Source organism: Paraburkholderia sp. WS6 (assembly GCF_030464835.1).
Taxonomy (GTDB): Bacteria; Pseudomonadota; Gammaproteobacteria; order Burkholderiales; family Burkholderiaceae; genus Paraburkholderia; species Paraburkholderia madseniana.
In genome coordinates, this window is record NZ_JALQCK010000012.1 from 56,575 (window position 1) to 70,039 (window position 13,465).

Sequence of the window (13,465 nt, forward strand, 5' to 3'; positions counted from 1 at the left end):
AAGCGGCGGCTTACCTGCGTCTCCGGGTAGGTGGATAGAAACAGGATCAGTTTTTAGCGACAGTGCGTAGCCTAGATTGGCAAACGTTCTCGTGTCAACTTCCTTTCATAATCTTTCCTGAATGAGTGCACTACGTATGCAAATCGAATGGATGAAGTAATCGGCAGAGTTAATACTCTAAAGGCGGGATACGCGCACATTTCTACGAGAAACTTTATTTTATTGCAGTGCGGAGTGTGCTATTAGACGTGGCGACAGCCAATGTTTTTAAAATTAACTAGCTGTTGAGTCCACGAAAGAAAATAAACCATTAACGAATGAAGTGGCCGCAAATCGGCATCGCACTTAGGCGCGCATAGAACGACGACTGTCCGCCGCGGACATCGGCGAATTGATCGGCCGCCAACGCGGAGCCGGCAGCAGCGCCGATCGCAATCAACACGATCGCGATTCGGCGCAGACGCCCGGCACGGCCGATCAGCGTGCCCGACACGCTACGCCAACTGGCGAGCAAAGTCATGGCGACTGCAACGATCGCGCAGCACATAGTCGTGCCTTCAGGCGTGGAGCGCAGCGTTCGCAGCGGAAGTGCCGGAAGTCTCCGAGCGCACCGGAAACGGATTGCGCCATGCTTCGATGGTGTTCAGCTGATCGTGCCAGCGCTGTATTTCCGGAAACTCAGCGAGCGGCATGGCGGCTTTTTTCGCATAAGGCAGCGCGATGGCAACGGAAAAATCCGCGACGCTCAGGCCGTCTCCGAGCAGCCATTTGCGACCTTTGAGTTGCTGGTTGAGCACGCGGGCAGACTTGCGAAACATGCCCTGCTCTTCAGCGACTTTCGACGAGTCGGGTCCGCCGAGTGCAAACATCGGCTTGATGATGGACTCGAAGTAAAGCGCGCCGGCGTGCGGATAAAAATGGTGGCTGTTCCAGCTGAACCAGCGCAGAACATCGATCTGCCGGTCATCACGCGGCCAGAGGTCGGACTCCGCACGCTGCGCGAAATGGCTGATGATCGCGTCCGCTTCCCAGATGATTCGCTCGCCGTCGACGAGGCACGGCACCTTGCCATTCGGATTGATCGCCAGATAGCCCGGCTTGCTCTGCTCGCCCTTCGTCAGATCGACCAAGGCATAGTCAATCGGCAAGCCTAAATATTTCGCTACTGCACAGGTTTTCCGTGGAGCCAGTGTTTCAGCGTAATAGAGCTTCATATTCAACCTCGGTATGAGTTGAGTTCGTTTCCGATGCGCGTCAGCGTCAGTCGCCTTCGTCTTCCAGTTGCGCCATGAATGCGTCGAGCTTGTCCAATGCAGTGCTCCAGCCGGTCTGATGAGCGTCGCGTTCGGCCTCGTCGAAGAACTGCGCATGCGTGAGCGTGAGTTCGGTGCCGTCTTCAATGGGGCGCAGCCTGATGGTGACGAGCGAGCGCCACTCAGGGGTGGTAACCCATTCCCACGTGAAGACGAGCTTGCGATCTGTTTCGACTTCCAGGTATTCGCCGCGGCAGTCGTGCGTTTTGCCGTCCAGTGTCTGGAACACCACGCGAAATTGGCCGCCCACGCGCGGATCGGCTTCGGCGCTGAGCACTGGCCCCGCGTCAGGCCCCCACCAGCGCGCCATCAGTTCGGGTCTCGTCCACGCTGCATAAACTCGGGCTGGCGGGGCTTTGATGCGCCGCACGATAGTCAGGCTCGGCTTTTCCTGGGTCATTCCTCGTGTCCCTCCACAAAATCGGCAAGCCGGTCGAGGCTCGCGGACCAGAAGCGCTCATAGCGCCTCAACCATGCCATCGCCTCCTCCATCGGCCCTGCGACCAGATCGACCGAAACGGTCCGTCCGTTCTTGGTACGCGCCACCAGACCCGCGTCGCTCAGCACGTCGAGGTGCTTCATGACCGCCGGAAGCTTGAGCGGCAGTGGCCGCGCGATTTCCGTAATCGACAGGCCGGGCTCCCGCTCAAGGCGAGCGAGGATGGCCCGGCGTGTCGGGTCCACGAGGGCGGAAAACGTACGATCGAGTTGACTGACTGGAGACTTTGCCATATGGTGAACTATAGGCAGTGAACGAACGGTGTCAAGATTTTTTGTGAGCGAGCCACGGCGCGCGCACTCCTGTTTGCGGCCCGTCGCCAGTCCGTTCTAGACTGCGGATCGGTCACATTCGAGAGGACAAGCCGGTATGGACCTTCTTCAAGCGATGGCAGTGTTCAAGCGTGTCGTCGATGCATCGAGCTTTTCGAAGGCGGCCGATTCGCTGGAGATGCCGCGCGCGTCGGTGTCGACGCTCGTGCAGAATCTGGAGAGCCATCTGGGGGTACGCCTGCTGAATCGCACCACGCGCAGCGTGCAGGTCACCGACGACGGCGCGCTCTACTATGAATACTGCACGCGCATTCTGGCCGAGGTCTCCGACGCCGAGTCCGCGTTGTCGAACAAGCGGTTGAACCCGCGCGGCACGATTCGGGTGGACACGTCCGCCACTTTTGCCGCTAACGTGCTGCTGCCCGCCATGCGCGATTTCTATGCGCGCTTCCCGGACATCACCGTGAAGCTGGGACTGGGCGACCGCAACGTCGATCTCATGCAGGAAGGCGTCGATTGCGTGATCAGGATCGGCGTTCTCGACGATTCGAATCTCGTCGCGCGACCGATCGGCAATGTCCGCATGAGCATCTGCGCCGCGCCGGCGTATCTCGAGCAGATGGGCGAACCCGCCACGCCCGACGACCTCGACCGCCATCGGGCCGTCAATTACTTTTCCGCGCGCACGGGGCGTACCTATCCATTAGAGGTTGAAGTGGACGGAGCGCGGGTCAGAAAACCACTGGACGGCATACTCGCGGTCAACGAAGGACTGGTGTATGTGATGTCCGCAATCGAAGGATTGGGGATGATTCAGGTTCCGCGCTTCATGGTCGCAAAGGCGATCCAGGCCGACGCGTTGCGCGAAATCCTGTGCGCCTACCCATGCCCGCCTCTGCCTCTTTCCTTGCTGTATCCGCATCGTCGCCTGAGCATGTGCGTGCGGGTATTTAGCGAGTGGGTTCACGAACTCGCGCAGAATAATCCGGACCTCAACGGTTAGCCGCACGCTTAACCGTGCATCGCGCCCGCGTTACGTCCGCTCGATCAATCCGCAACGCTCCAGCTCCGCCGACAACGCTTCTGCACTGACAAACTTGTATCCCTGCAGACCGGCGTCGCGTGCGCCGGCCACGTTGGCATCCGTATCGTCGACGAAGAGCGTTTCGGCCGCTGGAACACCGAGTTGCTCCACGCAGCGAAGATAGGTTTGAGCGGCCGGCTTCGCTGCGCCGAACGCGGCGGACGCATAGACGTGCGGACCGAACAGTTGCGCGACGGGTGGATTCAGAAAGCCGATATGGTCGGTGAGCAAACGGCAGTTGTTGGTGAGCACGGCGATCCGGCGATGTTCGGCAACGCGTTCGGCAAGCGCAAGCACTTCTTTATTCGGCGTGATCGATGCGTGGCGCGCGCTCAGCCAGTCTTCCCGACTGACGGGATAATTCAGCAGTTCGCCGAGCGCGGCCAGATAGTCGCCGTCGCTGATCTGCCCCGCGTCGGCACGAGCTTCGAGCCCGGAACCCCAGATCGCGTGCCGTACAGCCTCAGGCGTCTGCCCGGAAATTGCCGCCAGACGATCGACCCGCGCCGAACGGTCGTAGTGGGACAGGACGCCCTCCATGTCGAACAGGACCAGCGTGATGGATGCAGTCATGCTGTCGGCCTCGCATCGAAAGCTTCTAGAAATGAACCTGCCATCCGACTGTAGGCCATCGGACGACGATCGGTTTCTATTGTGCCTCGGCTGGCCGGCGACGCCATGCGCCGCATGAACGAAAAGAGATCAAGCGTACAGGCGCAAACCGCCGCCAGGCAGAGACCTTGGGCAGCGCGGCAAGTCCACAGCAAAAATTTATCGGATTCACAGTCAGAATCTTTCCTCCGCCTCGACTAAGACCCGCGTAGACTCTTGCAACGAGGAATTTAGCGTGAACGACATCAATTTCGAATGCACTGCATGCGGCAAATGCTGCCACGATTTGCGCCTGGCACTGACGATTGCCGAGGCTATCACCTGGCTGGAGCGCGGCGGCCACACGGAACTCATCTGCGAGGCCATACCGTGGCCCGTCGAGCCCGAGCCGGGCAATGCGCAAGCTGAGTACAAACGGGCGCGTTCTTCGCCTGCAATGAGCGGAAGCCTGCCTGTCCGTATCTCGATCGTTCTCGCCGCGGCGTTCGATGGAGCCTGCCCCAATCTGGGCGCCGACATGCGCTGCGGCATCTATGAACAAAGGCCGCTGGTGTGCCGGATCTATCCCGCTGAAATCAATCCTTTCGTCGTGCTGGCACCGGAAAACAAGGCGTGTCCTTCAGATGCGTGGCAGAAGACGCCGCTGCAAAGACACGGAATCCTTGTCGATGCTACGACCGTCGAACGCGTCGAGCAGTCGCGTCGCGCGAATCAGCTCGAGGCGCCGCTGCGCATGCAGGTATGCCTCGAACTGGGACTGAACCATGCCGCGCTCGCGAACGAAGGCTTTGTCATGATTTCGCCGGATAGCGAGGCGCTGCTGACTGCCCTGCGCCATGTTCACGCGACGCCGGAATCGCAAGACGCAGCCGCGCAGTGGACATTTGTGTCGAATCGGGCGGGAACCCTGGAAACGCTTCTGTCGGTGGGCGCCACCGGTCACCTCGCTGAACCCACCGCTGCCGGCAATTCCCGGTATCACGGATTTTTCCCGCCCTCATAACCGTAGAACCGCCGGCAGCTTCTGGCAGAGAACTATGCTCCGCTGCCGCCCACTGTCTTGATGCTCTTCCATTGTCCTTGCTGGACCTGAAACAGCGTGTACGGCGGCTTGATAAGATCGCCATACGGGTCAAAGGTGATATTGCCGGTCACACCGGCAACCTTCACTTTCGACAGGCTGTCGACGATCTTCGCGCGATCGAGCGAGTCGGCCTCGTGAATCGCCTTGATCATGGCGAGCGCGGCGTCGTACGCAAACGGTGCGTACAGTTCGACATCCTGATTGAAACGCGCCTTGTAGCGCTTGCCGAACTCCTGCGCGGCAGGCAGCTTGTCGAGCGCCGGACCCGGCTCGAGATCCTGAGTACCGTCACCTGCCGTGCCGGCGATCTGCAGGAACGCATTGCTCTTCAGCGCACCCGCGCCGAACAGTTGCGCTTGCATGCCCAGCGAGCGCATCTGCTTGACCAGCATCGCGCCCTGTTCATCCAGACCGCCGAAGAAAATCAGATCGACGTTCTTGCTCTTGAGCGTCGTCAGAATGGCGCGAAAATCCACGGCCTTGTCATTCGTGAACTCACGATCGACGATATTGCCATTCGCTTCCTTAGCGCCCTTTTCGAACGCATCCGCTAGCCCTTGCCCGAATGCCGTACGGTCGTCGATGATGCCGATGCGCTTCGCCTTCATCTGCTCCACCACGAAATGCCCGGCTACGACACCGCCGATGCCGTCATGCCCCATGGTGCGGAACACATTCTTGTAGCCTTGCTTGGTGAGTTGCGGATTGGTCGAGCCCGGCGTAATCATCGCAATGTTCGCCTGGTGATAGACCGTCGACGCCGGAATGCTACACCCCGAGTTGTAGTGACCGATCACGCCGACTACGCCGTCGTCGACCAGTTTCTGCGCGACCTGAATCGCCACGCGCGGGTCCGCCTGATCGTCCTGCACATCGAGCACGAATTTGACCGGTTTTCCGCCGATCACCGGATGTTTCGCGTTCTCTTCATCGAGCGCTAATTGCGCGCCATACTGCAGATCCTTGCCGACCCGTGCAACCGGTCCGATCAACGGTCCGACGAAACCGATCTTGACGACTTCAGGATCGGCCGCCCACGCAGACGGTAGATACGTGACGAGTGCACAAACTGTGGCACTCAACAGCCAATTGCGGCGATTCATGATGCGCTCCTTGCGAGATGTAACGTCGCGCGATGTGTAGGTTGGCCGATCCGATGCGCGACGCGTCGAATCCGTCCTGCGGTGCTAGTCGTGAAACAAGAAAATCGGTGCGGTCAAAACCTCTACGAAAGTCAAAAGCGCGTGGCCGAGTAAGGCGCGAGATCGAGCGGCGGCGCGCGCTGCGCGATCAGATCGGCGACGATGCGCCCGCTCACCCCCGCTAACGTCAGTCCGAGATGCTGATGGCCGAATGCGTAGATCACCCGTTCACTCACACGCGAGCGTCCGAGCACCGGCACACCGTCCGGCAACGTCGGACGAAACCCGAGCCAACTGCTATCCGGCTTATCGAGCGCGGGTAACGCGCGTTTCGAAGAAAACGTCAACAGATCGATCAGCGAGCGGTTGCGCGTGTCGCCAAAACCCGCCAGTTCGACCGTGCCGGCGACGCGCAGGCCGTCGCTCATCGGCGTCATGTAAAAGCCGCGCTCGGCCCAGCCGACCGGTCGCGAAACCAGTTGTTGCGCGCCTGGAAAGCGGACGTGATAGCCGCGCTCCGTGTCGAGCGGAACCGGGTCGCCGCATTGTTTGGCGAATTGGGCGGAGCGCGCGCCAGTGGCAATCACAACGTGACTGAAGCGGCGCGCGGCGCCTTCGATCGTCACGCTCGCGCCGTCAGCCGCAGGCTGCACTGCGTCGACGGTCGAGCGCTGCAGTGTCAGCCCCTGGTCGGCAAGCTGCAGATAAAGCGTCTGCAGAAAGCCATGTGGATTTGAGAAATGCCAACTGTTACTGAACAATACGCCGCGCTCGAATATCGGCGCGAGCGACGGTTCGAGCGCACGGATGTCGCTGCCGCCCAGCACGTCGAAGGCAACGCCTAACTGGCGGCGCAGATCGAGTGCAGGACGCGCGGCATCGAACGACGCTGCGTTCGAGTACAGATAGAGACATTCGCGGGGCCGGACGAAACGCGCCAGTTCCGCGTCTGCAAGCAGCGGCGCATATCCGTCCTGCGCCTGATCGAGCAACGCGGCGAGTGCCGTGGCGCTCGCCTCATAGCGCCGCGGCAGCGAGCTCATCATGAAACGCGCGAGCCACGGGGCGAGGTGCGGCAGGTAACCCCAACGCAATCTGAACGGGCTGTCGTTCGATAACAGAAAGCGCGGCAGATCGCGAAACACGGACGGGTTATTGACCGGAATGCACGCATAGTGCGCGAAGGTCCCCGCGTTGCCGAAGGACGCACCCTGCCCCACGCCGGCCGGATCGAACAGCGTGACTCGATGGCCGTCGCGCATCAGCGCCGCAGCGCTCGCGAGGCCGATGAATCCAGCACCGATGATGGCAATCTCCGGCATCACTTGCGTCCTTGCATTTCGCAGCCGTCGCCCAAGAGCGCGTGCATCGCGACATGCCGCTCACTGGCCAGCGCGCCAGGCTTCGGCGCGGATGAGGCTTGAGGAGACTGCGGAAAACTCATCGGGAAACTCCTGCGGACAGAATCCGGACACTGTCCGGCGACACCTTGGCGCACTCACCACCAGACAAACTCTGGCTATCAGAATCACACAATATTTTTTTGTGTGCAATTAAAACTCACATTGTGTGGCCCTGGCATTTTCCCTGGATGGCCTATGGCGCAGTCCTTGCAAACATGGGCGCACCGGACGCCAACCGTTCCGGAGCGCCGTTTTTAGGCCTTGCGGCGGCGCTTGTCTGGTATAGAATCGGCAAAATTCCGCACAATCGCGGACAAAGTCGATTTTGTATGGAGACATCAGTTCTTATGGCTTCTGGCAAAGACACAGCGCGTGGGGCCAACGGGGCGCCGGCGCAGACGAAGCGTTCCACCTATGTCGAGGTGTCCAGCTCGATCGAGAACGAGATTCGCAGCGGCGTCTATCCGCCGGGCAGCCGCCTGCCGCCGCAGCGGCAACTGGCTACCGAACTGGGCATCAATGTGTCGACGGTCTCCCGCGCGTACAAGGAATTGCAGTTGCGCGGACTGGTGATCGGCAGCAAACGGCGCGGCTCGCTCGTCACCGGCGGCGCCATGCCGAGCGTCGACCCTGCGCCGCCGGCCAGCAACGCGGCGATCGACCTGACCGTCAACCGGCCGGCCACCGGCGAATTCCTGAACTGCCTTGCGCGCACGCTGGCGGAATTGCCGCGCGATCCGCGTTACCCGCAATTGCAGGAGTACCAGCCGCCGCAAGGTCCCGCCTGGGCGCGCGCCGCCGGCGCCCGCTGGATGGCCGCGCCGGGCTTCACACCGGCGCCCGATCACGTGGTGGTCACGAGCGGTGCGCAACACGGCTTGTATGCGGTGCTGAACAGCCTGATCGGCACCGACGGCGTAATCCTCGCCGATCAACTCACCTACTACGGGTTGAAAGCACTGGCTCCGGTGTTCCAGTTCGAGATCGTCGGCATTCCGAGCGACCGCGAGGGCTTGCTGACCGACGAGGTGGAGCGTGCCTGCCGCCGTATGCCGGTGAAGGCGATTTTCACCGTTCCAAATCTGCAGAACCCGACCGTGACGACGATGAGTCTCGAGCGCCGCATGGCGCTCGTCGACATTGCCCGCCGGCACGGTGTAGCGATCATCGAAGACGACGTTTACGGGCCGCTGGTTTCGCAGCGGCTGCCGACCATTGCGAGCCTGTGTCCGGAACTGACGTTCCACCTCGCGGCGACCTCGAAGATTCTCGCGCCCGGCTTGCGGCTCGGCTACCTGCTGAGTCCGCCGGACAGTTCCGCGCTGTGTGCCGAGGCGGTGCGCACCACCGCGTGGATGCCCGCGCCGATGTCGATGCTGATCGCTTCGATCTGGATCGAGGATGGTACGGCGCGCCACATCATGGACGCGCAGCTTGCCGAAATTCGCGCGCGACAGGATCTGGCGCGCGAGTTGCTCCCACAGGAATTGCTGCAGACCGACCCGGCGTGCATGTTCGTGTGGCTTAAGTTACCGCCGCCCTGGCGTGCCGATGATTTTGCTGCGAATGCGAAGGCGCGCGGTGTCGTGGTGATGCCTTCTTCGGCGTTTGCGGTGGACAGGTCGGAGATCGAACACGGTGTACGGATCAACCTCGCGTGCGCGACGAGCCGCGATCAACTCGTGAGTGCATTACGACTGTTGACGGGCACGCTGAAGGATCGTCCTCGGGCACTGTTCGGCACGATCTGATCGACGGACACCCGGGCCGTCCCCTCAGATCAAATCAAATTTTTCAACCGCCAAAGGAATAAACCCGCCACCCAGCACGTTCAATAACCGCAACAACCATCGGTCCTGAGAGAGGTGCGGTCATGAAGTCTGTGCTTACAGTGTTGAGCGCCGTGGTGAGCGGCGTGGCGTTGACGGGTCTTGTCGCGTGCGGGGGCGGTTCGGGGTCGATCAATACGCAATCATTTACTGCGACCACGCTGGTCTCCGATGGCGCGGTTTCCGCGCCGCACACCGACGCCAATCTGAAAAATGGATGGGGCATTGCGTTCAATCCGAAGGGTGTCGTATGGGTCGCCGACAACGGAACCTCAGTCGCCACGCTCTACGATGGCAACGGCGTGCCGCAATCCCTGGTCGTCAGCATTCCGAACGGAACCAGCGGCCCAGCGAATCCGACCGGCATCGTATTCAACGGCACGACGGATTTCACGGTCAGTCAGGGTGGCAAGTCCGGCGTAGGCGTGTTTATTTTTTCCGGCGAAGGCGGCACGATCACCGCATGGGCGCCCGCGGTCGCGCCCACGAACGCGATCGTCATGTTCGACGACGGCAGTGGTGGCGCGGTCTACAAGGGGCTCGCCCTCGCCAGCAATGGCACGGCGAACTTCCTCTATGCCACCGACTTTCACAACAACAAGATCGACGTGTTCGACAAGAACTTCGCGAAGGTCGCCATGTCCGGCAACTTTCAGGACGCTGCGCTGCCGGTAGGCTTTGCGCCGTTCGGTATACAGGCAATCGGCGGAAAACTCTTCGTGACCTACGCCAAACAGAACGCAGTCGCGCATGACAACTTAGACGGCCCTGGGCTCGGCTTCGTCGACGTATTCGATACGGGCGGCAAGCTACTGCAGCGCTTCGCGTCGGCTGGCCCGCTGAACGCACCGTGGGGCGTCGCACAGGCGCCGGGCAACTTCGGCCGCTTCAGCGGCGACATACTGATCGGCAATTTCGGCGACGGCACGATCAACGCTTTCGATCCGGCAAGCGGGCAATCCCTCGGCACCGTCAACCTGTCGAACGGAACCACGTTCGTGCAACAGGGGCTCTGGGGTATCGCGTTCGGCAACGGACTCGATAATCAGCCGACCAACACGCTGTTTTTTGCTGCGGGGCCTAACGACGAAGCGGATGGCGTTTATGGACGGATCGACGTGAAAATGTGAACGACGCCGCGCGCGTTGGCGGCGCGCGCGGCGCAGTGCCGAATGGGCGCTCGCGATTTACCTGACTGCCGCACACGATCTTCGCCTCAAGTGTCACATTTCGGTGGCGCTGTCTTCCCCATACCGCATGCCACGCGCGCCCAGCAAACGGTACAGCGTCGCGCGTGAAATGCTGAGTTCGCGCGCGGCGTCGCCGAGCCGCCCACGATGGCGCAGCAGCGCGAGTTCGATGGCCTGCCGCTCCGCTGTCTCGCGTGCCTGCGCAAGCGTCAGGGGCGCGGTCGCGACGTAACCCGACAGTTCGAGATCGTCCGCGGTAATCGTGCGCCCCTCCGACATCACAATGGCGCGACGAACCCGGTTGATCAGTTCCCGGACATTGCCGGGCCAGTCGTATTGATGCATCGCCGCGATCGCGTCGGGAGAAAAACCGTAGAGCCGGCGGCTCGCATCTTTCCTGTAGCGATCCAGTGTGTACAGCGCGAGCAGTTCGATGTCCTTGCCGCGCGCGCGAAGCGGCGGCTCGTCGATTCTCAGCACGCACAAGCGGTGATACAGGTCAGCACGAAAGCGCCCGTGTTCGATCGCGGCCTCCATATCGACGTGCGTGGCGGAGATGATGCGCACGTCGACATCGATCGAACCGTTGCCCCCCAGGCGGTCGATGGTGCTTTCCTGCAGGAAGCGCAGCAGGCTCGCCTGACTCTCGAACGGCAGATCGCCGATTTCATCGAGAAACACGGTGCCGCCGTGCGCGGCTTCGACGCGCCCTATTCTGCGTTGATTCGCCCCTGTGAAGGCGCCGCGCTCGTAGCCGAACAACTCGGACTGCAACAGGTGCGGCGGAATCGCACCACAGTTGATGGCGACGAACGGCGCGTTGCGACGCGGCGAGTGCGCGTGAATCGCCGCCGCTGTCAGTTCCTTGCCCGTACCGGATTCACCGGAGACAAAAACGGGCGCGTCGGTTGCGGCCACTTTGCGGATCGAGCGGAATAACGCAAGCATGGCATCGCAGGTGCCGATCATCTCGTCTTCTGCCGAGGACGTATCGACGAACGCCGGCTCGCCGAGCGAGATCATGCCGCAGGCATGGCCTACCGTATCGACAATCCTGGCGTTCGCAGCGGGGAGTGTCACGTAATCGAAGCAGTAGTCGCGCACCAGCCTGCGTATGGCGGCGTCATCGAGTTCCGGCGCGGCGGTCATCGCGACCCAGCCGATGTTTGGCATCGCGAGGCAAGCTTCCAGCGCGGCAATGTCACGGGGATCGAACACGCTCGACAGATCGGCCAGCCCGGCCGCCAGCGAGCCATCATCCACGGCCTGGCGTACGTCACGAACCGAGCCGATGACTTCGATCTCCCAATCGCGCTCCTCGAAACTCGCCAATAGATCCGGCGAAGGATCGCGCGTGAAGTAGATGACACGCCGCTTGATGGCCTTCATTTTCTGCATTGTTTTTTTGTTTTCCCGCCGAGCCTGCTCTGAAACCTGTTGCGGTCAGGCCCATCGTCGCGGCATTGTTCTTGTTGCTCCATGGCCGCGGATGCCTGTCCTCGCGAATCAGGCGCGTACCGGGAGCTGCCATTTCATGATGCATCGGGTTTTGGCGAGTCGGCGGTGTTCCAGACGTCGGCTGACGAAAAACCGGATGCGACAACGACGGTCGATCATACGCGGCTGCATGGTCGCCGTGGTGCGTCCTGACCTTATTTGATGATTGAATCGGCAAGCGCACCGCGCGGCGCATCGGAGTCGCTATCGAACTGGCGTCTTGTGCGCCGCCACAGTGGCGTCAACGCACCTCGCGCCGCAACTTCCTGAAAAACTTGCGAATCTCGGCAGCGAGCAAATCAGGTTTTTCCATTGCAGCGAAATGCCCGCCGCTCGGCATGTCGGTCCATTGCACGACGTTGAAGGTTCGCTCGAGCCACGTGCGCGGTGGGTGATTGATCTCCTTTGGGAATTGGGCGAATCCGACCGGCGGCACGACGCGTTGCCCCTCGGCGAAGCGCATCGGCTGCAGACGGTTTTCCCAATACATCTGCATCGCCGTTCCAATACTCTGCGTGTACCAGTAGAGCGAAATGTTGGTGAGCAACTCGTCTTTCGAAAACACCCGCTCGATGTCGCCGTCGCAATCGCTCCACGCGCGAAACTTCTCACCGATCCATGCAGCGAGCCCCACCGGTGAATCGTTCAGCGACGCCGCCACGGTTTGCGGTTTCGTGGTGTGCATATGGGCGTAGCCGCCTTCCAATGCGGCCCATTCAGTCTTCTCCCGCAGATAGGCTTCCTCCGCGGGCGTAAGCGGTGTCTGCGCGGCACCGCTCGCGGGCTCGTATGAGCTCTGCAGGAAGTTGAGATGAACGCCGTCGACATGCTCATGATGCCGCGCCGCGAGTGCGATCGAGACGCCGGCGCCCAGATCGCCGCCTTGGGCGCCAAAGCGCTCGTAACCGAGGCCACGCATCAGTGAAGCCCACAAATCCGCCACCTGAAACGCGGAAGTACCGGGCTCTACGGGAGCCTGCGAGAACGCAAAACCGGGCAGCGATGGAACGACGACGTCGAATGCATCGGCGGGATCACAGCCGAATGCGCCCGGATCGCATAACCGGTCGAGCAGTGCGTGGAACTCGAAAAACGATCCCGGCCAGCCATGCGTAATCACGAGCGGATAAGACGCCGGGCCGACCCCGCGCCGATGCACGAAGTGCACGCGCTGACCGTCGACCTCGGCGAGAAATTGCGGTTGCAGATTCAATCTGCGCTCCGCCTCGCGCCAATCGAAACGCTCGACCCAGTACTGCGCGAGTTCGCGCAGCCAGGCAGAATCGGCGCCCTGCTGCCAGGCAGGGGACGGCGTCGCCGGTGCCCAACGTGTCGCGTGAATCCGCCGGCGCAGATCGTCTATGTCAGCGTCAGGCACGGCAATCTGAAACGGCTCTATCTGCATGTCAGTTCATCCGGCACAGGGGGTGGGGATAACAGGCGCTTCGGATTCGATAGCGCTGTTCACGGCAAACCAGCAAGGGCCAAGGCACGAAGCGAGCATGAAGCGCACGGCGCGCACGAAGCAATCTGCATGGTA

Annotated in this window: 13 protein-coding genes; 4 read left to right on the top strand and 9 right to left on the bottom strand. The window is 61.4% G+C overall.

The features are described 5' to 3' along the window. Window positions 1-310 precede the first annotated feature (310 nt). Genes M0D64_RS16610 through M0D64_RS16625 form a run of 4 tightly spaced genes read right to left on the bottom strand, consistent with a single transcriptional unit; the run spans window position 311 to window position 2,045 of the window. Window positions 311-520, bottom strand: coding sequence for a hypothetical protein (locus M0D64_RS16610; protein ID WP_154560470.1), 210 nt, complete (start codon window positions 518-520; stop codon window positions 311-313). Between the two features lie 37 nt (window positions 521-557). Continuing rightward, window positions 558-1,214, bottom strand: a complete 657-nt coding sequence (locus M0D64_RS16615) for a glutathione S-transferase family protein (RefSeq protein ID WP_266258523.1) — start codon at window positions 1,212-1,214, stop codon at window positions 558-560. Window positions 1,215-1,260: 46 nt separating this feature from the next. Further along, window positions 1,261-1,713: an SRPBCC domain-containing protein gene (locus M0D64_RS16620; protein ID WP_266258524.1), complete on the bottom strand. Its 453-nt coding sequence runs from the start codon at window positions 1,711-1,713 to the stop codon at window positions 1,261-1,263. Then, window positions 1,710-2,045 (bottom strand): helix-turn-helix transcriptional regulator, encoded by a 336-nt coding sequence (locus M0D64_RS16625; protein WP_097397296.1) that lies wholly within the window; start codon window positions 2,043-2,045, stop codon window positions 1,710-1,712. Before M0D64_RS16625 ends, M0D64_RS16620 begins: the two co-directional genes overlap by 4 nt. A 136-nt stretch (window positions 2,046-2,181) precedes the next feature. Between M0D64_RS16625 and M0D64_RS16630 the strand changes: the two genes are divergently transcribed. Further along, complete coding sequence (locus tag M0D64_RS16630; RefSeq protein WP_266258525.1) at window positions 2,182-3,087, top strand: LysR family transcriptional regulator; 906 nt, start codon at window positions 2,182-2,184, stop codon at window positions 3,085-3,087. 30 nt (window positions 3,088-3,117) lie between these two features. On the opposite strand, the gene M0D64_RS16635 is transcribed toward M0D64_RS16630, so the two are convergent. Beyond that, window positions 3,118-3,741 carry an HAD family phosphatase gene (locus tag M0D64_RS16635; protein WP_266258526.1) on the bottom strand — a complete coding sequence of 208 codons (624 nt, stop codon included), beginning with the start codon at window positions 3,739-3,741 and terminating at the stop codon, window positions 3,118-3,120. A gap of 274 nt (window positions 3,742-4,015) precedes the next feature. Here M0D64_RS16635 and M0D64_RS16640 point away from each other — a divergent pair, with 274 nt between their 5' ends. After that, window positions 4,016-4,783, top strand: a complete 768-nt coding sequence (locus tag M0D64_RS16640) for a YkgJ family cysteine cluster protein (protein ID WP_266258527.1) — start codon at window positions 4,016-4,018, stop codon at window positions 4,781-4,783. A 32-nt stretch (window positions 4,784-4,815) separates the two neighbouring features. Here M0D64_RS16640 and M0D64_RS16645 read toward each other — a convergent pair whose 3' ends face one another. Beyond that, complete coding sequence (locus M0D64_RS16645) at window positions 4,816-5,967, bottom strand: branched-chain amino acid ABC transporter substrate-binding protein (RefSeq protein ID WP_266258528.1); 1,152 nt, start codon at window positions 5,965-5,967, stop codon at window positions 4,816-4,818. 131 nt (window positions 5,968-6,098) lie between these two features. Further along, the gene (locus M0D64_RS16650) at window positions 6,099-7,328 is read right to left on the bottom strand and encodes an FAD-binding oxidoreductase (protein ID WP_266258529.1); all 1,230 of its coding nucleotides are present in this window, start codon (window positions 7,326-7,328) and stop codon (window positions 6,099-6,101) included. 428 nt (window positions 7,329-7,756) lie between these two features. Between M0D64_RS16650 and M0D64_RS16655 the strand changes: the two genes are divergently transcribed. Together M0D64_RS16655 and M0D64_RS16660 are read left to right on the top strand one after the other, a co-directional pair. Beyond that, on the top strand, window positions 7,757-9,160 hold the full coding sequence (locus M0D64_RS16655; protein WP_266258530.1) for a PLP-dependent aminotransferase family protein: 1,404 nt from the start codon (window positions 7,757-7,759) through the stop codon (window positions 9,158-9,160). 122 nt (window positions 9,161-9,282) lie between these two features. Then, complete coding sequence (locus M0D64_RS16660; protein ID WP_154560479.1) at window positions 9,283-10,368, top strand: TIGR03118 family protein; 1,086 nt, start codon at window positions 9,283-9,285, stop codon at window positions 10,366-10,368. 93 nt (window positions 10,369-10,461) lie between these two features. Here the strand turns inward: M0D64_RS16660 and M0D64_RS16665 are convergent, their stop codons facing one another. Next, complete coding sequence (locus tag M0D64_RS16665; RefSeq protein ID WP_266258619.1) at window positions 10,462-11,817, bottom strand: sigma-54 dependent transcriptional regulator; 1,356 nt, start codon at window positions 11,815-11,817, stop codon at window positions 10,462-10,464. A gap of 349 nt (window positions 11,818-12,166) precedes the next feature. Next, window positions 12,167-13,330 carry an epoxide hydrolase family protein gene (locus M0D64_RS16670; protein WP_266258531.1) on the bottom strand — a complete coding sequence of 388 codons (1,164 nt, stop codon included), beginning with the start codon at window positions 13,328-13,330 and terminating at the stop codon, window positions 12,167-12,169. Window positions 13,331-13,465 lie beyond the last annotated feature (135 nt).